Origin of the sequence: Thermosulfurimonas sp. F29 (genome assembly GCF_019688735.1) — a bacterium.
Lineage (GTDB): Bacteria > Desulfobacterota > Thermodesulfobacteria > Thermodesulfobacteriales > Thermodesulfobacteriaceae > Thermosulfurimonas_A.
Map to the genome: position 1 here is coordinate 543810 of NZ_JAIFYA010000002.1, position 17096 is coordinate 560905.

The following is a 17096-nucleotide window of genomic DNA, read 5'->3' on the forward strand; positions in this document are numbered from 1 at the left end:
AAGGGAGGTGATCGGGTGGCGAGGCTTCTTGCGGAGTTCAAGGAGCGTCGGAAGCTGCTTGCGGCGGCGGGAGGGTTCACGGCGGTGTTGATTGCGGTTGTGCTGGTGGTGAAGGCCGTGTTGTTTCCGAAGCGGACGCCGACGAAACGGGCCATCCCGCCGATGGCCTCCTCGGTGCGGCGCAACCTTTCGCCCTTCAACCCGGCGCCCACGGAGTCTCTGCACGAGGCGCAAACGAAGGAGATCGAGAAACTTGCCTCGGAAGGGGTGTTGGTTCCTCCGGTAACGGCGAACGGCGACGTTCATCCGAAGCCGAAGCCGATGACGCCGTCCCCGAAGACGTCGAAACCTTCCCCTTGCCCTTCGTTTCATCCGTCCGTGCGGGAGGTTTCCCGTGAGACCGCAGGGAGAGCGGCGGGAGATGAAGATTTGCTGCTTGCGCTGTGGGATGAGGCGGTGCGTTCCACGCGCCTTGGGCTTGCGGTTCTGTCCTCTCCGGCTTCTGGGGGGAAACGGGAGCGGTCGGCGAACGGTTCCGGGACCTCCGGTTCGTCTTCCGGCGGGATCGCGAGCGGGACGGAGAGGGTGTGCGAGCTTTCGGCGGAGGTGGACGAGCCCACGGTGGGCATTCCGGGGCGTCGGATGCCGCTCGTGTTGCGGGTGACCGATCCGGGGACCTGTGCGGGTTTTGCGGCAAACCGCGATTTTCTCCTGGGGGAGACGACCGCCGATCCCGTTTTGATGCGGGCAACGGGTGTGGTGCGGGAGCTGGTGCACGCGGACGGGACGACGACGAAGGTGGAGGGCTGGGTGTTTTCGATGCGAGGGTTTCCGGGGTTCGGATGGTATGTGGTGCGCAACGATCGCAAGCTGGCCTTGCTCAAGGCGTTTGCGCGGGCGTTTTCGGCGGGGTTTGCCGCGGCGCGGAGGGATTCCACGGGTGTGGTCTGCAATGAGAACGTCTGTCTTCAGTATCAGCGCAAAGCGGACAACCGGTTCCGGGAGGGCCTCATGGCGGGACTGTCGGAGTTCTTCGGAGCGGCGGAGAAGACGAGCGAGGCTGAGCTGCGGCGTCTTCCGCCGTTTCTGGTGGAGATTCCCCGACGTCTTCCCGTGCGGGTGATGCTGCGGTGGCGGAGCGGTCAGAGGAGTCCGGCGAAGACTGTGGCCAAAGCAGCGCCGGAGACCAGGGCGGCCACGACCTCTTCGGTCCAGTCCCAGGTGCGGTAAAGGGGTATCCCGATCCAGAGGATTCCCGGCGGGAGAAGGGGCACCCCGGCGCGGGAGAGGGCATCGCAGAGGACGTGGACGAGGGCACCGAGGGGAACGGCCAGGGCCAACCGGACGGCTTCCGGTGGGACGTCGAAGAGGGCGGCGGTTTTCCGCATCAAGAGGAAGAGAGCCAGCCAGATGAGGGGCGAGTGTGTCCAGTCGCGGTGTCGGCGGAACCCGAAGGCGAGTTTATCGGGGAGGAGGGCGCCCCAGGCGGCCAGCGCCGCCGCCACCGGATTCCCGAAAACGGCCCATCCCACGGTGAACCCGGTGTGGAGGTGGTTGCGCCACTGCATAGTTCTTCCCCTCAGCGGTCGTTCGAGGACGCTTTGCGAAACCGGCGTGTGGTTTGTCGTCGAAGGGAACGTCGTCCGCGCGGAGCGCGGGAGCGCGTTGGGGCCGCGGTGGGTGCCGAGGGAAGGTTCAGGGTTTGGTTCCGCACGGCCTGAACGATGCGGTCCACCTCGGTTTTCACCAGCTTCTTGATTCCGTTGACGAAGCGGTCGTAAGAGGCCTGCCCCCGGCCGATGGCGGCGAGCTCTTTCTCCCAGACGGCGGTGGTGGCGGGATCCGCGGCGGAGAGCTTCAGGCGACACGCGGCCTCGTAACAGGCCATACCCTTCGGGGAAACCGCAAGGGTCTTCCCGCGGGAGACGACGTAACCGCGCGTCTTGAGGGTTTCGATGATCTGGTCCCGCGTGGCGTCCGTGCCGATCCCCCGTGCTTCCTTCAGAATTTCACGCAGGCGGGGATCCTTGACCAGACGCCAAGCGTTCTTCATGATCGAGACCAGGGTTCCCTCGGTGTAGCGCGGCGGGGGTTCGGTCTGTTTGCGCTCGGTGCGAACGTTTTCGAGGGAAACGGTTCGGCCGGGACGGATGTCTGCCTTCAGCTGAGCGGTTTGCGGAACGCGTCCGGGCGGGTAGTGGCGTTTCCAACCGGGGGAGACGAGCACGGTGCGTTTGAGAACCAGTTCGTAGTCGCCGCAGCGCAGGCGAACCTCCAGAGTTTCCTGGACGGCGGGTTCGTCCACAGCAGCACGCATGCGGGCCTTGATCAGTTCGAAGAGCTTACGTTCGTCCGGGGAAAGTTCCTTCCCCGCTGCGCTTTGGAGGCGTTCAACCACGATGGCGTGGTGAGAGGCTTCGGCCACGGCTTTGTCGTTGATCAGGCGGGACCAGGCCCGCTTGAGAGCCTGTCCGGGGTCGGGAACACCGACCATCTTGAGGGACCGGGCCAGTTTGTTCGCGTTGGAGGAGGCCATGTAAGGGCAGGACGTGCGGGGGTAGGAGATCATCTTGTGTGTTTCGTAGAGGGACTGAGCCAGGTCGAGGGTTTTACGGGCGGAGAACCCGTAGAGCTTGTTGGCCTCGGACTGGAGTTCCGAGAGGGAGAAGAGCCGCGGCGGGGGGACGATTTGTTTGCGGCGGTTGACGGAGACGACACGGGCGGAGCCGAGGCGGGCGATGGTTTGAGCCGTAGCGCGGGCGTCCTCCTCGCGGGCGAACCGGAAGGGCGCGGAGGTCCCGGAGCGGTTCCGCGCCGAACCGTCATGTTCCGGGGGATCCGTTTCGGTTTCCTCTTCGGTCTCTTCGGCTGTCGGTGAGGAGGTTCGGAGTTCGGGGATGTTTTTCAGGGCCGGGCAGGGGACCACGTAGGCTTCGCCCCAGGGTGTGCGAGCGCTTACCAACCAGTAAGGCTGGGGGACGAAGCGGGCGATTTGTTCTTCCCGTTGGGCGAGGATGGCGAGCACGGCGGTCTGGCAGCGACCTATGGAGTACACGTTTCGGCAGGACCGTTGCGGCGGTGTTTGCGGGTGGGAGGCATCCGCGGCCAGAGTGAGGGCGCGGGTCAGGTTGATCCCGTAAAGCCAGTCGGCGTGCTGACGGGCAAGGCCCTCGGCGTAAAGGTGACGAAACTCGTCATTGTTGCGAAGTTCCCGCTGAAGCACCCGGCGCACCACTTCCGGTGTAAGGGCCTCCGAGGTCCAGAACCGCAGGATCGGTCCCTTCCAGCCCGCATACCGCAGGATGAGTATGCCCAGGAGGTGTCCCTCCCGGTCGGCGTCCGTGGCCAGAATCACCCGCGAAATCTTTCCGCTTTGAACGAAACCGCGGATGGCCTGCAACTGCTGACGGGTTTTCGGTATGGGGCGGTACTCGAAACGGGCGGGAAAGATGGGAAGTCCCTGAAAGGACCATTCCTTCAGCCGGGGGTCGTATTCTTCGGGCATTTTTAGTTCGAGGAGGTGGCCGTATCCCCAGGTGATGATGGTTTCTTCGCCGTTCAGGAGGTCGGGATCGCGGACCACGTAGTGGGTGCGGTCCCGTTTCAGGGTGCGGGCGAAGGCTTTGGCGATGTCCTGGGCGACGCTGGGTTTTTCGGCGAGGATCAAGACGGCCATGACGGAACCTCCGGTGTTTTCTTTTGGGGGTTGCGGTGAAGAAAAGAAGCGGATGACGGAGGAGCGGAGTTATGTTTCGTCCTTCGGAGGGCATGCGTAAGGCCATGGCGAGGCTTGCCGGGGAGAGAGGTGTGCGGTTGTCTCAGGAGGAGGATCCGGTTGCGGGGGAGGCGGAGAGGTTGCCGACGGAGGTGGGACCGGAGGTTTTACGGCGGGCGGCGTGGATTGTGCGTCGTCGTGCGGAGGAGCTGGCGGTGCGGGTTCTCGGCAGGCCATCTTCCCCGGCGGCAGTTCAGGGACGCCAGGGAAGTTCGGCGCCGGGGCATGAGGCGTTGTCCCAGTTTCCATCCGGGCCGAGCCAGGCCTTGAAGAAGTAGTCCGAGTAGGGCGCGGGAGTTACGCAGTAAGCGGTGTAGGTGTGGTTGGCCGCGTCGTAGGAGATGTCCCGGTCGAGGACTAGTCCCTGAAAGTCGGGGTTGCGCACGGAGACGGCGATGTAGGTGTTTGTGTTGAGGCAGGCGGGGTCGCCTGCTCCGGTTCCTCCCCAAAAGGAGACTTCGGTTCCCGGCGGCGGGGAGGCCCGGAAGTATCCTTCGGTGGCGAGGACGGTGAGGTTGTCGGGAAGGCGGTCGTTGTTGATCCAGTAGCGGCAGAGGGCGTCGGCTGCGGCGCGGGCAAAGGCCACGGCGCGTCTTTCGCGGTTGACGGCCACGACGCGCCGAAGGTAGGGAAACGACAATGCGGCCAGAGCCGAAAGGATCGCCAACATCACGGCCAGCTCAAGCAGGGTGAACCCCGAAGTTTTCAACCGGGTATCAGACATGCGAAACGATCGTCCTCCCTCCGAGTCTTTCTTTTAGAAGGGGAACCAAAAGAAAAAAACAGAAGGAGGTATGGCCATGAGGAGACAGGCGGGATTCACGTTGATTGAGCTTGCGGTGGTGATGATTTTGATTGCGGGGCTTGCGGCGTTGCTGGCCACGCAGGTGCCGGGGTATCTCACGAAGCGGAAGATTGAGCAGCTGTCGGTGGCGCTCAGTCAGATGGGCAGGGCCATAGAGACGATGCGGGCGGACGAGGACTGTGGTCCCCTCTACAACTTCCTGACTCAGGGTTGTCAGGGTGAAACTGCCCCCGCAAGCGCCAAGGACTGGCTTACCAGTCACGGAATCAACCTCAGCACCCGGTTTTTCCGGGGAATGACTTGGGACGTCGCTGTGGATTCGACGGCTTCGGCGTATGCGGAGATCACGGTCAACAATCTGCCCAACCAGGACATTTGTGCCAAGGTGGCCGAGAGGTTCAACGCGCTCAACGGGGTGACCGACGTGGCGAACGGCACGGATACGGCGGGATACGCCAGCAGCAATGCGTCCATGCGGGCTGTGTGCGACACCACAGCCAGTCCTCCGGTTCTCAAGGTGCGCATTGCCGGATACAGGACCTGGTGATCCGATGGCCGGAAGGAAGGGGTTCACTTTGTTGGAGCTCGCCGTGGTTTCGGTCGTGATCGGGTTGCTGGTTGCGGTCGGGGCCGTGGTGGTTCCCGGTTTGATGGAGCGTTATCGGGTTAAGGCCGCGGTGGGGTTTCTGGCCGGAGTGCGGGAGCAGGTTTACCGTCGGGCCGAGGCGCGGGGGACCCCCACGCTGGCTCAGCTCTGGACCGCCGAGGGATGGAGCCTGCCTTTCACCTGGAGCCAGAAACCCCCCGTGGGCCAGACCGTCACGGTGGGGTGGACCCTCTGCGGCGGCGACGATGACTGCCTGACGGTGACGGTGCAGGGCCGCCTCCCGGAGCTGGATCTTCTCTGTCGGGTCGGGAATCAAGCATACCGGACGGGGGTGGCCCGAAATTGCACCTGTAACGTCAACGGCACGCAGTCGGTGCTGGAATGCGTTCTGGTTCCCTGAATGGAAAAACGAAAAGGTTCGAGCTTCCGCTTGAGAACCGCAGCGGCGGGGAAAACGTGGAGGCTGCATCGCTTGTTTGTTTCCTGACCCGTATGCTTTGCGTCGAGCTGAGGGACGCTTGGCGTATGCGGAAGGCATCGGCGGTTTCGGAGTCCAACGCATCGGATGCGGAAGATGGTGGTCGGAAGGGATTCACGCTGTTCGAGCTTGCGGTGGCGATGCTGGTGTTGTCTTTGGTGGCGGCGCTGTGGTTGCCCTCCCGGTTGGCGAAGACCCGGATTGCGTCGGCGGAACGTTTGGCGGCGGAGCTGAACTGGACCCTCGAAGCGGCACGGCGGTACTACTGGTCGGACGTAGGGAAACGCAATTTTCCGTCCGTTTGGAGCGACCTCACGACCAACGGATTTCTTCCCAAGGCTCCCCAGGATCCCTTCGGGGGGACGGTTTCCATCTCGGCCAACAACACGGCGGTTCCGAAGCGTCTCGTCATCACGATTTCCGGGGGCATAGCCCGGTATAAAGAAGCCGGGGCGGTGTTGGCGCGTGTGCCTTTCGCTGTCTTGGATAGGAGCGCGAGTCCCCCTCGGATCGTGGTGACCATGACCGAGGCCACGATCTTCCCGGTCAAGGATGAGGAGATCATGTTTGCCGGGGTGGTTCCGAGCGGGACGACGCTGACCAAGCGGTCCTGTCCGGTGCGCGGGGCCTGGGAAGCGTACGTGACGCCCGTAATGTTTGCGTCGAGTGACGGATATCCGATTCAGGGTGTGCGGGCCTGGTATGAGAGTCTGAACGACACTTCGTACCGGGTGTGGTGCGAGGTGGCAACGGCTCTGGGAAACGGCACGGACTGCTACGTGGCTGTTTACGAGATCTGTCCCTGATTTTCCGGTCAATTAAGCGAGGCGTTTCGGGAACGGCGTCATGAGGATGTCGTGTTCCTGTTGGCGGCGCTGGTGTTCCCTGTGCCAGGCCGCAAGGCGCAGTTCGACTTCGTTTCGGAGTCCCAGTATATCGGCGTAGAGGCGGACGGACTGTTCCAGTGTGGGGTCGGGGCGTCGTCCGCGGCGCAGCAGGTCGCGGCGGATGTTTTTCAGGGCGGTTTCCAGGAACCGGAGGCGTTTGCGTCGCAGGATTTTTTGTATCTCGGCGGCCAGGTCGCCCATGATCTCCGTGAACTCGGTTTCCAGGGTGCGGGCGAGGTCGGACCGGTTCGCCGCCCGCAGGCCGACCAGGATGGAAGCCAGTTTGCGCACGGATTCGTGATCCAGCTCACCCCGACCGGCCATGGCCCTTATTTCGACCATAAGCGCGCGGGCTCGGGCCGCCTCCTCCGCCGTCCGCTCGTCAGACGGGGCCGTCCCGCCGGACGATTCCGCTTGGGGAAACGCTTGGGGAAACATCGATGCGGCCGAATCCATCGCGTTATCTCCTTCTCGGACTTAAGTCAGGTTGCCCGGATCAATCCAGCTTCCTCGAAAAGAAAGGCGCGTTGCGGGAGTTCTTTTGGAGATAGGGACAAAATTGTCGCAAGGGAGGGAGCGCCGTGAAGCGAATCCGGGAAGGGATTTGTAGTCGTTTAACGGGCTTGATCGTGTTGGCCGTAGCGCTGACGGTGTTTACGGGATGCGCGGGAAGAATGGAGCGCATGGGGCCGGTGGACCTGGATCGGACCATGAAACGGGAACTTGAGCGAAGTCTCACGCCGAAGGAGGCGAAAACGGTGGAGAAGCATCTGCGGCCCGTGCGGACGGAAAAGCCTCCGACGGTGCGAATCGAGGCGGAGTATCCCGCGCGTCCCGTGCGGCGCAGGCGGTGCGTTTGCTCCCGACGGATACCCGTGGGCGGAAGGGAGACCCTGGGAGAGTTTGTGCGGCTGCTGCGGATCTATGCCGGTGAGGTGGAGGCGGTCCTTGCGCCGGAGGTGAAAGACGAGGACCTGCGGAAAGCGGAGGTGGACTGGGGACCGGTGCGGTTCCGCACGCTGTGCGAGATCGGCGAAACGGTGGAGCGGCAGACCGGGTTCGTGGCGACGGTGGACCGGTCGGAGGGCCGCTGTCGGTTGCACCTGGGGCGGTGGGTGCGCCGCAGTTTCGTGGTACCGGTGGCGGTGCTTGAGGAGACCTCCGGCACTTCGATAGAGCGGGAGGGGTTTCACGTGTCGGCGCAGTCGTCCAACCATTTCCGGGAGAACCTGGAGCGTGTCCTGGCGGATCTGATCGGGAAGGACGGGCGCTGGGTGTTTTACGAGTCGCTGGGGCGGCTGGACGTGGAGACGACCCCGGAGCGCATGGTTCGGGTGGAACGGTATGTGCGGGACCTGGTGCGCAACCTGAACGCGGCCATACGGGTGCGGGTGACCATGGTACGGCTCAGTCGGTCGGATGCTTACGAGTTCGCGCTGGGGTGGAAGTTCCTGCTGCGGCGCCTGATACTGAAAAAGCCCTGGGAGTGGGGCGTAGGGAGCAAGACCGGCGAGTTCGTCTTCCAGGGTGGGAGCACGCAGCCTCGCGAGGACGCCTACGCCCTGGGTTACCGAAACCTGGCCAACCCGGACAAGCATGCATTGCTGGTGAACTTTCTGCGGAAGAAGCACCACGGCGTGGTGGTGGACGCCACGGAGCTGTACTTGGCGCAGGGCGGGACGGCGGTGTTCTCCGAGGGTGAGGAGCGGGAGTACGTGTCGAAGGTGGAGACCAATGTGGTGAGCGGGGAGACGGCCACCACCTCGCACGTATCCGTGACGAAGGGGAAGCTCAGTCTGGGGTTCGACGTGAAGGTCCAAGGTCAGGCGGACCGGGAGAGCGGGGTGGTGACGCTTTCGCTTTTCATTGCCCGGCAGGACCTGGTGAATCTGGAGAAGGTGACCTTTTCGGATGGGACGGTGGTGCAGAACCCGGACGTGACGGTACGGAAGCAGTACTTCACCCTGCGGGTGAAGAGCGGGGAGCCGGTGGTGGTGGCGGCTTCAGCGCGGCGGGCGGTGGTGTTCGACCGCAAAGGGGCACCGCCGCTTGACTTTCTGCTTGGCGAGCGCGGCAAGAGTCAAGAGGGACAGGTCGTGCTCATGATTTTGACTCCGACCATCGTCACTCTGTGAAGAAGGGGGTGAAGCCATGAGGAAAACGAAGAAGTTCGTGGTCGTTGGTGGGGTTTTAGCGGTTTTAGCGGTGCTGGTGTTGGCGGGGGCGGTGGTGTGGAAGGTAGTGTTTCGGCGGCCCGGAATTGTTTCCCGGAGGCCGACGGCGGTTCGGTCGGTTTCCAAGCGGGTTGCGGGAAAGGTTGCGGGGAACCGTGTCGTGCGCGGCGGTGCGGCGGCACGGCGCGGTGAGCGGTCAACCGGGAAACGTGCGGTCGAGCGGCGGGCCGAACCGGGGAAGCAGGCGGAGGGGCTTGCGGCGAAGCTGAAGCCGATCGAACCGACTCAGGCGGCTCAACCGGAGAAAGCGAAAAAAGCGGTGGCTGAGGAGAACAAAGAGGAGAGCGAAAAGTCGGTCGGGTTGTTTTTGGCGCTTGTCGGGAAGAAGGAGAAGGCGAAGGGGAAAGCGGAGGAAAAGGCGGTGGGAAATCCGGAAGAGGCGGCGAGGAGGCTTCTTCTGGAGGAATTCGAAAGGGCGCGTTGGATTGCGGCGGAGGCGGTGCCGGGGGACGGTTCGGCGGCGAAGAGTTATCGGGACTGGCTTGAGGAGGAGGGGCGCTGGCGGCGTTTGGCGCGGACGCTGGCGAACCGTCGGAGGGTGATCGAGGAGGAGGTGAAGGCTTTGCGGTCGCTTGCGGACCTCTACGGTGCGGTGCGCAGGATCGAGACCGAGGAAAAGACGCTTCTCGGTGTCAAGCGTCGGCAGGTGGAGGAGCCGGGGGCGAGGTTTTTCGGGCCGGAAGCCGGAAGTGCCGATTCAGGAATATCGCTTGCTCCACTTCCGACGCCTGAAAACCTTTCCTCGGAGCAAAAGCCGTCGGAGGCTTCGCCGCCGCGGAAGGCCAGCGAAATCGTTTCGATTGAGCCGGTCGGAAAGTCTCCGGAGGTGAATGCTTCGGAGGACCATGTTTTGCGGCTTGTGGGGGTGGTGGGCGATGCGGTGGTGTTCGAGACCGCGGGCGGCAAGCGGACGGTTTACCGCGTAGGTGACGTGGTGAGGGATCGGGTGCGTCTGGTTCGGGTTGAAGGCGGCGGTGTGGTGGTGCGATGGATCCGTGGCGGATGGAAGCATTCGGTGGGCGAGGAGGAGCATCTGTCGGTAGGCGCCGTTCTCGACACGGAAGGGTAAGATTCCGAGGGGGGGGAGTGCGGAATGTTCACGGAGCGGTTGCGGCGGAAGAAGCTCAAGCGAGAGTTTTTCACTTATCTGGCGAATGTGTTGGGGGCGTTTTCGGTGGTGGAGGCGGTGCGGGGTTACATGGTGGTGAGTGAGGAGGCCCGACGGGTTTGCGAGGTGATTCTGCGGGAGATGGAACGGCGGCGGACTTTCACGGAGGCGGTTCAGCGGGCCTTCGGGACCCTTTCGCACCACGAAGTGATGATGCTCATGGCCGGGGAGAAGACCGGCGATCTGGCCACGGCCGTCAGAAAGATGATGGAGCTCGAGGCCAAGGAGCGGGAGGAGAAGCGGAAGGCGATCGTGGCTTTGATTCAGCCTGTGGGGGCGTTGTTTTTCGTGGTGTTGTTGATTTTTGTGACGGTGTTTTTCACTCTGCCCAAGCTGAGGCCGCTTGTGGATGCGCTTCCGCCGGAGAAGGTTCCCCGGTTCACGGCTTTCGTGTTCGCGGCGGGCGATTGGCTGAGGGAACGGTTCTGGTGTGGTGCGGGAGCGTTTTTGGCGGTGACGGTTTATGTGCTCAAGAATGCGGAGCTTTTGTTTGAGATGCCCGTGGTGCGCAGTCTGCAGCGGTTGCGGCTTCAGTATCTCTTCTTCGACATGCTGTTGACTTACGGGGAGGCGGGGTACACGCTTACGGAGGCGTTGGACGTGATGGCGGCGCAGGAACTACGGAGAGGTCGCCGTACGATGTTCGGGCACGCGGTGACGCGGATACGGCAGCGGTTGCAGGCACGGGGCGATCTTGTGGAGGCCATGAAGCGGACGGGGCTTTTCGACGACGAGGCGCTGGTGTTCATGACGGCGGCGGTGCGCGGGGGCATGAGTGTGGACACGTTGCGGATGGCCTCGAACGTGTATCGGGCGCGGTTCTATGCGGAGATCGAGAAGGCGAAGAACCTGCTTGCGCCCGTGGCCATCGTGCTGACGGCGGGGGTCATGTTCATCGTGTTTGCGGCTATTTGGATACCCCTCATGCAGATTTCCTCTTCGCTGGGCTAGTGTTCCGGTGTGGTTGGGGCGTTCAGGAGGGGGTGGGGTTCTTTTTGGAATGAGAGGCTTACAAAACCCGATGAGAAGGAGGAGCGTTGTCATGAAGGGCAACCATTTTCGATTTTGGCTGATTGTAGCGCTTTGGACTCTTGTCTTTTTCGGGGCGGGGCTGTTAGCCTGGATGCCGCGAGGCTACTCTTGTAAACAAGAGCGCGATCAATTAAAGAACAAGGTAAATTCTTTGACGCAGGAGATAGCTCCTTTGACGCAAGAGCGTGATCAGTTAAAGGACAAGTTAGCGTCCTTGACACAAGGGCGTGATCAATTAAGGGGTCAAGTGGCTTCCCTGACGCAGGAGCATGATCAATTGAAGAATCTTCCTCTGGTCACGGAAACCACCTTAAGGTTGCATTTTGCGCAACAGGCTGTAGAAAATGTGCGTCGAAGTCTGTACCATCGGGTGGCTATCTGTCGGGCTCTCGGAGGCGAGTGGCGCGGTTCCCTGGAGGACGGTTACTGCGAGGTTCCTTAAACGTCGGAAGTCGCGACACAGCGGCACAGTCAGGAGGGGGAGCGACATTGCTCCCCCTTTTTCTTTTTGGCCTCAAGAAAACTCCCCAATTTTAGAGGAGGTGCGACATGCGACTCTCGACGTCCATTCGTTTCGTGGTCGCCGTGGTGCTGCTGTGGCTGTGTCTTTCCTTCCGGGTTGGCCTGAGAGGGATGGAGCAATCAACGGTCCGGGCCGCAACCGGTGTCACGGTCCCCCGGTTCGAGGTGCGGGGCGTTCTCACCGTCTCCCTGGTGACGTCCTGCGGCGAGGCGGATTCCTCGAACGGTTCCGCAAACGGTTCCGCCGAAGAGGTGGTGCTTTACCGGCGTGTCTACGAGGAATCGGGTTCGGCGGGGGAGTTCGTGTTGGTTCCTGACGGTCGTCACGAATTTGCGCGCATCGCGGTGGAGACGGTGGGCGGCAGGGCGCGGATACACCGTCTGGTTCTGCCGGGTCTTGTCGTCGAGAATCTGGCCGTGGGTGAGGACGAAGACGACGATCCGTGCGCGCATCCCGAATACTACACGCCGGAGGAGCTTGCGGCTCTCGGTTGCGGAGCCGACAATGAGACCGCGGAGCGAACCGTGTTGGACGTTTGTTTCAGCCTCACGGAGGCGGGTTCTCCGCCGATTCGTTGTTTGGAGGCCTCAAGCGACGAGGCCCGCTTTGAAGGGGAGAGCGAAGGTCTGACGGCGCTGGTCAGCGGACGGGGACGGCTGTGTTTCGCGCCGGAAGTCTTCGAGGTCTGGCGGTGGAACGACGGAGCGGGACATGTCGAAACCGGCGGCATCGGAACCGATAATACGGAAAACGGGACGGAAACGGCTGCGGAAATCGAAACACGCTGGATCGGCGAGCGACAGGGTTTCGAGGTTCGGTTCCACGGATCGGGTGAGTTCGCCGTGGGGACGGAGGCCGCGCAAGGGGTTCTCTACTGGAACGGAGAGAGGTGGACGACCGAACCGGTTTACTACGAGCTGAACGACTTCGACGCCTTCCTGCCGGGACCTCCCCTGAAGGGTGTCCTGCGAGTGTTCACGGCGGGAAACCATCGCCTGTTTCTGGAGTCCCGGCGTTCGGGAAGGAGGTATCCGTTCGCGCTGAATGTTCCCGTCGGCGAAGGGAACGAAACCGCTACCGGAGAAAACAGTGGTGACACCAACGGAACCGTTCGATTCACGCCGGACGATGTGGCAGAAGTCTGGCTGAAGGGGATACTTGCGAGCAAGCCGGAGTCGCTGTTTTCCGACCGGCGTGTGCTCAACTTTGCGACCGGTCACGTCGTGGTGCGGCTGTCGGGTCCCTGGGTGATGCCGGTCAGCCGCTACGGACGGGTGGAGGGGTTGCTGGGTTTCGCTTATGCGGTGCGGTCGAGTAACGGGACGCTGAACTTCGAGCCGGTGCGGGTTTTTTGCGAGGGATACAATCCCGGAGCGGTTCCGAAGCAGGTGGGCGAGGCTCGTCTTGCCGACGGAGGGGATCTGGTTCAGGCGCAGGTTTATGTGGTTTACGTGCCTTACGAGGAGCGGTGTTTGCGGACGCTGGTGCTGGAGTATGCGTATGCGGACAACGCCACGGACAGCGGAGGCGGGCTTTTGCGGTTGAGCCGCAAACGTTATCCGACGGCGCGGATCGGTCGAAATGAGGGACCGGTTCTGGACGCAAACGGTGATCTTGCGTGGCCGGGTGTTTTCGAGGTGGTTAGCGAGGAGGGCCATCGGGTGTGTGCGGAGCGGTGTGCGCCGGTGGTGACGGCGGGGCGGTGGGTTTACGTGGTGCCGCAGGACGGGGTCGTGCGTCGGTTCGATCTGGCGCGGCGGCTGGTCAATGTGGACGGGGCGCTGGTTCTCGTGAACGGACGCGGCGAGGTGGAGTTCGTGTGGAATGGTGCGTACGGGAACCGTTTGCGGCTGGTGAACAGCGACGGATACGGGGCATGGGTGTGCGGTGCGGACGGAAGCGCGGACGTGCGGACACCGTGTGACCTTCAGGGGGGCGAGATTTTCGACCTGCGGGCGACGCGCGAAGGTGTATGGGGACGGCTCACGGTTCCGCTTGTGCCGACCTATGCGCCGTTCTGGTCCTTTGCGGCGGAGAGATCCGACGTGCAGGTCTGCGTGATCGGCTGGAACGGTACTCGCCTGTGCGGAGGGTTGCCGTAGACGCGGTCATCGTTTCGTGTGCTCAAGGGGTTTTCGGGAGAGAAAGTTCTTTTCGTTTCCTTCCAAGCAGGGCGGAAAAAAGATTGTGCCGGGAGGCGAGCAATGAAAGCAGGGAAACGTATTGGTTTGGTTCTGGTTTTGAGCTGGGTTTTGGCGATGATGGGGTGGAGAGCGGTTCAGGCAAGCTGGTTTTACATATATGCTCCCGATGCGAAGGTGGATGCTGAAACAATTTACCCAGGATGCAAGTGGTATCTGGTGGAGCATTATGAAAACGGAACGGAGAAGGTCAGGCCTCTGTACAACCCCTGCCAAATCAGCGCTGTAGTTGGAGCAGATGGCGTAAAGCGTGAAAGTTACCAGGGTTTAAGTTCTTCTGCACATGGTTCCTTGGGGGCTTCCGCTTCGATGGCTTTTCCCTTGACTTCTGCTCGCCGTGTCCGGGATTACTTCTTGGGACGGTTTTATCAAGAGGCTCTTCGGCTTTACCTTAGCGACTTGCGTTATCCAAGGAACACGAGGCTGGCAGCAGGAGTATGCGATGGCTCTTTTGCATCTCATTGCCGTACAAAACGATTTGTTCACTGGAGAGACATTTATGGTTGGCACTATTGTGCTTGCATACTCGGATATCAAGTGTCGCCACGCATTGAGACTACACCGGAAGTTCCGGAAAAGATTGATCGGAATTATGTGCCTGTTCCAGATGACCTCTGGCAAAAAGTCGCTAAGCAGGGCAAAGTATTCGTGCTTAAGCGGCGTCTGGGGGATGCTTCCTTTTCGGAGAAAGATGTGATTGGATGGATTGATTGGAATGACGAGTGGTCCAATGGACACTGGGTTGTACCCAGCAGTATAAAAGCTCGATATTACGGAGCTTCCACTTCACGAGATTCCGCATCAATTGATTTTGCTTCACTTCCCCTGCCCATTGTGCAGGCGGTTATTAAAAACCGATCTGAGGTTGAGCAATGTTTTTACTGGCGCACGGAAGCAGGGGATGCAGTCAAAGTGTTTTGTTTAGACGAAAAAGGAAACCTGAAGCAGGAAGATCCGGTGGCAGTCAGGGTGGAAGTAACGAAGATAATGGCGAGTGACCAACGCATTTTTCGCTTAATAGATGCGAGAGGCGTGGTGTTGGCTGAAATAGACGAATCTTTGCGTCAGGAGATGTTGAAGCCTGATTCCAAGAGATCCAAGCAGGCGAAAGACAGGCTGCGCATGTTGCGTTATGCATGGAACCTTCTTCCTTTGTATCGGCAGGGGGATTCCGACCACATGATTGGTTGGTGGAACAACGGGCGCATTGATTCGTTGGTTTTGAGAGGAGAAAACGGCACGCTTATAGCGGCAAACGATAACCGTCGTGTATCGTTGTATATAGGACCGGCTCTTGAAAAGACAAATTGGCCACAAAAGGTGTTTGTGAAGCATTCGGAAATTTGGAGCAATAGAAGGTATAGGGGACGCAAACTCGAAATTTTCGACTTGTCTGACAAAAAACTGGGAGAAGTGTTAGCCAATTTCCATTCATACAGAAATAAGCAGTGGGCTGTGATTGTCACATACGACAGAAGAGGACAAGTTGTTGGCAGAATACAATCTGCTCCGTTTTTCTATTCTCGCGTTGATTTTGAGAGGAACAAGAGGGCATCCAAGCTGTGGTGGCACTATAGATTTTCAGATCTATATTCACATTCGGGCACATTGTTTTGCACCAAAAGCACCGAAAAGAAGCATTCCTTGGACTGTATAATGGCGTCCAAAACGACCGTTGCAAAGGTGGCGGATAACTGGCGTCGCGAAATTCAAGCGGTGCTCAGATCTCGCTATACTGATGAAGAAAAAAAGCGGCGCGTTAGGCGGTTGGCCTACATGGGCTGGAAACAGGTGGAGGAACTGCTAACGGAGGGAAACATTGGAAACCCGCAGGATTTGGAGGAGTCACGGTCTTGGCTGTTACGGTTACGGACGCTGGCGGACAACGGAACTGATCCGGCCAAGATCGTTCATTGGGACAAGGATCTCAAGCGCTTTATTTGGGCGGATTCTGAGAGTGTCTGGCGGGAAGCGATGGATCACGGTTCCAAGGAGCTTCGCGCGTGGTTAAAGCGCAAACAGGCTCTTATATTGCCGCCGTTGCGGGTAGCGCTGAGTCTTTCGGCGGAACGGGTTACGGTTGGGCAGACGATACAGGCGACGTTGATTGTGGACGCGCCTGCCGGTGTGAATCGGTGTTGGTTGCAGGTTGCTGAGAAGGGAACCGGGCAAGCCGAAGATGATGTGCTGATCAAGCGAGAGGTGCAGCCCAATAGTGTTTTAAAAGTGCGCTTCAACAGGGAAGGGCGTTACAGGATTGTCGGTGTTTGTGAGGACAATTACATACAGGCTGTTGAGGAGGAAGACAATGGATCCCAGCGTTTTCGGCAAGCGCGGGCTGAAGTGGCGGTGAAAGTTGATAGAGGCATTAAAGTGACGCGGGAGTTTTTGACGGGTTACCATGGTTTCCGTGGCGGAGGGTCCGGTTTTGAGGGTTCAAAGGGCGGTAACAATTCTGGGAGAGCAGATTCTTCGAAGGGAGATGAAAATGTGCCCAAGACAACAAGTGTAAACCAAGAACAGAGGTTTGCCGAACGGTTCAGGAGCAAGTTACAGAGCAATTTGCGGATGGCCAAGTTGCACGTGGTGGCGGTGTGTCATGCGTTGGGCGGCGTATGGGTGGGGGATGCGGAAACCGGACGGTGCAAAATGTTGACAATAACGGAAGCCGCAAAAAATAGCGATAACGATACACTTGTGGTTTATTAGTTCCGAATTCGTCCACCGCAAATCCGTGGCCCGGCTCAACGCCGGGCTTTTTTGTTGTTTGCGGTTCTCTTTTCGGGCAAGTATGATGACACCAAACCGTCTCAAAGGAGGAGTCCGATGGCGAAAAAAGTCGTTCAGGGATTGGCGTTTCTGGTTTGTTTGGGCTGGGTGGTCTGGTGGGGCGCTGCGGCCCTGGCGTTTTCGCTGAGCGCTGTTGATGCTCCCGGAAATCTGTCCGGCAGGGTTTTGGTCCGGCTTGCGGATGGAGGCATCGTCGTCGGCGGCGCGTTCGAAAACGGAACGGGAAACGGGTTCCTGCTCAGGCTCGATCCCCGGCTCAATCCGGTCTGGATGAAGGTGTACGATTCGACGGACTTTCCTTACGGTCTCGGAGCGGTGGAAGGCGTTGCGGAGGTTCCGTCCGGGGGCTATGTGGCGGTCACCGAAAACGGTGTAATCTTCCGAACGGACGCCGATGGCGGCGTGATCTGGAGCCTGAAGTTCACGGGGCATGGCAACGGTGCGCGCGGTTTCCACGATGTGGTCCGCGTGGGGAACCGCTATGTCGCCGTCGGGTTCGGTCAATTTTCTGGAGTGTTTTCCGATCCCAACCAGGTTAGAGGCGGGTGGCTGGTGGTGTTTGAGGAGAACGGAACCGTGGATGCTGCGCTCGCTGA

At 60.6% G+C, this 17096-nt stretch carries 15 protein-coding genes and 1 pseudogene; 12 read left to right on the forward strand and 4 right to left on the reverse strand.

Annotated features, from left to right (window positions below; all coding sequences use genetic code 11):
* Positions 1 to 15 precede the first annotated feature (15 nt).
* Complete coding sequence (locus tag K3767_RS07365; protein WP_221172923.1) at positions 16 to 1230, forward strand: hypothetical protein; 1215 nt, start codon at positions 16 to 18, stop codon at positions 1228 to 1230.
* Here the strand turns inward: K3767_RS07365 and K3767_RS07370 are convergent.
* Both K3767_RS07370 and K3767_RS07375 read right to left on the reverse strand, forming a co-directional pair.
* Entirely contained in the window at positions 1143 to 1568 is a 426-nt protein-coding gene (locus tag K3767_RS07370) for a metal-dependent hydrolase (protein ID WP_221172924.1), read from the reverse strand. The genes K3767_RS07365 and K3767_RS07370 overlap by 88 nt on opposite strands.
* A gap of 11 nt (positions 1569 to 1579) precedes the next feature.
* Positions 1580 to 3676: a DNA topoisomerase gene (locus K3767_RS07375; protein WP_221172925.1), complete on the reverse strand. Its 2097-nt coding sequence runs from the start codon at positions 3674 to 3676 to the stop codon at positions 1580 to 1582.
* Between the two features lie 71 nt (positions 3677 to 3747).
* Between K3767_RS07375 and K3767_RS07380 the strand changes: the two genes are divergently transcribed.
* Positions 3748 to 4053, forward strand: a complete 306-nt coding sequence (locus K3767_RS07380; protein WP_221172926.1) for a hypothetical protein — start codon at positions 3748 to 3750, stop codon at positions 4051 to 4053.
* On the opposite strand, the gene K3767_RS07385 is transcribed toward K3767_RS07380, so the two are convergent.
* Positions 3969 to 4499, reverse strand: coding sequence for a hypothetical protein (locus K3767_RS07385; protein WP_221172927.1), 531 nt, complete (start codon positions 4497 to 4499; stop codon positions 3969 to 3971). The two genes, K3767_RS07380 and K3767_RS07385, sit on opposite strands and share 85 nt — an antisense overlap.
* 76 nt (positions 4500 to 4575) lie before the next feature.
* Here K3767_RS07385 and K3767_RS07390 point away from each other — a divergent pair, with 76 nt between their 5' ends.
* The 3 genes from K3767_RS07390 (at position 4576) to K3767_RS07400 (ending at position 6471) form a co-directional block, all read left to right on the forward strand.
* Positions 4576 to 5127: a type II secretion system protein gene (locus tag K3767_RS07390; protein ID WP_221172928.1), complete on the forward strand. Its 552-nt coding sequence runs from the start codon at positions 4576 to 4578 to the stop codon at positions 5125 to 5127.
* 4 nt (positions 5128 to 5131) lie between these two features.
* Positions 5132 to 5587 (forward strand): type II secretion system protein, encoded by a 456-nt coding sequence (locus K3767_RS07395; RefSeq protein ID WP_221172929.1) that lies wholly within the window; start codon positions 5132 to 5134, stop codon positions 5585 to 5587.
* 125 nt (positions 5588 to 5712) lie between these two features.
* Positions 5713 to 6471 carry a Tfp pilus assembly protein FimT/FimU gene (locus K3767_RS07400; RefSeq protein WP_221172930.1) on the forward strand — a complete coding sequence of 253 codons (759 nt, stop codon included), beginning with the start codon at positions 5713 to 5715 and terminating at the stop codon, positions 6469 to 6471.
* 12 nt (positions 6472 to 6483) lie between these two features.
* Here K3767_RS07400 and K3767_RS07405 read toward each other — a convergent pair whose 3' ends face one another.
* Complete coding sequence (locus K3767_RS07405) at positions 6484 to 6990, reverse strand: hypothetical protein (protein WP_221172931.1); 507 nt, start codon at positions 6988 to 6990, stop codon at positions 6484 to 6486.
* Positions 6991 to 7133: 143 nt separating this feature from the next.
* On the opposite strand from K3767_RS07405, the gene K3767_RS07410 reads away from it, so the two are divergent.
* The 7 genes and pseudogenes from K3767_RS07410 to K3767_RS12280 all read left to right on the forward strand — a co-directional run.
* The gene (locus tag K3767_RS07410; RefSeq protein ID WP_221172932.1) at positions 7134 to 8687 is read left to right on the forward strand and encodes a hypothetical protein; all 1554 of its coding nucleotides are present in this window, start codon (positions 7134 to 7136) and stop codon (positions 8685 to 8687) included.
* 16 nt (positions 8688 to 8703) lie between these two features.
* Complete coding sequence (locus K3767_RS07415) at positions 8704 to 9855, forward strand: hypothetical protein (protein WP_221172933.1); 1152 nt, start codon at positions 8704 to 8706, stop codon at positions 9853 to 9855.
* A 24-nt stretch (positions 9856 to 9879) separates the two neighbouring features.
* Positions 9880 to 10905 (forward strand): type II secretion system F family protein, encoded by a 1026-nt coding sequence (locus tag K3767_RS07420; RefSeq protein ID WP_221172934.1) that lies wholly within the window; start codon positions 9880 to 9882, stop codon positions 10903 to 10905.
* A gap of 358 nt (positions 10906 to 11263) precedes the next feature.
* Positions 11264 to 11428 (forward strand): hypothetical protein, encoded by a 165-nt coding sequence (locus K3767_RS07425; protein ID WP_221172935.1) that lies wholly within the window; start codon positions 11264 to 11266, stop codon positions 11426 to 11428.
* Positions 11429 to 11535: 107 nt separating this feature from the next.
* A complete protein-coding gene (locus tag K3767_RS07430) occupies positions 11536 to 13611 on the forward strand; it encodes a hypothetical protein (RefSeq protein ID WP_221172936.1) in 2076 nt (691 codons plus the stop codon).
* Positions 13612 to 13713: 102 nt separating this feature from the next.
* On the forward strand, positions 13714 to 16419 hold the full coding sequence (locus tag K3767_RS07435; protein ID WP_221172937.1) for a hypothetical protein: 2706 nt from the start codon (positions 13714 to 13716) through the stop codon (positions 16417 to 16419).
* 117 nt (positions 16420 to 16536) lie between these two features.
* Positions 16537 to 16743 (forward strand): annotated as a pseudogene (locus K3767_RS12280) (hypothetical protein); the annotation flags it as partial.
* Positions 16744 to 17096 lie beyond the last annotated feature (353 nt).

What these genes read in the sequence shown, in the direction of transcription:
- K3767_RS07400 (WP_221172930.1), top strand. Translation starts at nt 5,713, where the DNA reads ATGCGGAAGGCATCGGCGGTTTCGGAGTCCAACGCATCGGATGCGGAA.
- K3767_RS07375 (WP_221172925.1), bottom strand. Translation starts at nt 3,676, where the DNA reads ATGGCCGTCTTGATCCTCGCCGAAAAACCCAGCGTCGCCCAGGACATC.
- K3767_RS07415 (WP_221172933.1), top strand. Translation starts at nt 8,704, where the DNA reads ATGAGGAAAACGAAGAAGTTCGTGGTCGTTGGTGGGGTTTTAGCGGTT.
- K3767_RS07435 (WP_221172937.1), top strand. Translation starts at nt 13,714, where the DNA reads ATGAAAGCAGGGAAACGTATTGGTTTGGTTCTGGTTTTGAGCTGGGTT.
- K3767_RS07430 (WP_221172936.1), top strand. Translation starts at nt 11,536, where the DNA reads ATGCGACTCTCGACGTCCATTCGTTTCGTGGTCGCCGTGGTGCTGCTG.
- K3767_RS07370 (WP_221172924.1), bottom strand. Translation starts at nt 1,568, where the DNA reads ATGCAGTGGCGCAACCACCTCCACACCGGGTTCACCGTGGGATGGGCC.
- K3767_RS07390 (WP_221172928.1), top strand. Translation starts at nt 4,576, where the DNA reads ATGAGGAGACAGGCGGGATTCACGTTGATTGAGCTTGCGGTGGTGATG.
- K3767_RS07405 (WP_221172931.1), bottom strand. Translation starts at nt 6,990, where the DNA reads ATGTTTCCCCAAGCGTTTCCCCAAGCGGAATCGTCCGGCGGGACGGCC.
- K3767_RS07380 (WP_221172926.1), top strand. Translation starts at nt 3,748, where the DNA reads ATGTTTCGTCCTTCGGAGGGCATGCGTAAGGCCATGGCGAGGCTTGCC.
- K3767_RS07420 (WP_221172934.1), top strand. Translation starts at nt 9,880, where the DNA reads ATGTTCACGGAGCGGTTGCGGCGGAAGAAGCTCAAGCGAGAGTTTTTC.
- K3767_RS07395 (WP_221172929.1), top strand. Translation starts at nt 5,132, where the DNA reads ATGGCCGGAAGGAAGGGGTTCACTTTGTTGGAGCTCGCCGTGGTTTCG.
- K3767_RS07385 (WP_221172927.1), bottom strand. Translation starts at nt 4,499, where the DNA reads ATGTCTGATACCCGGTTGAAAACTTCGGGGTTCACCCTGCTTGAGCTG.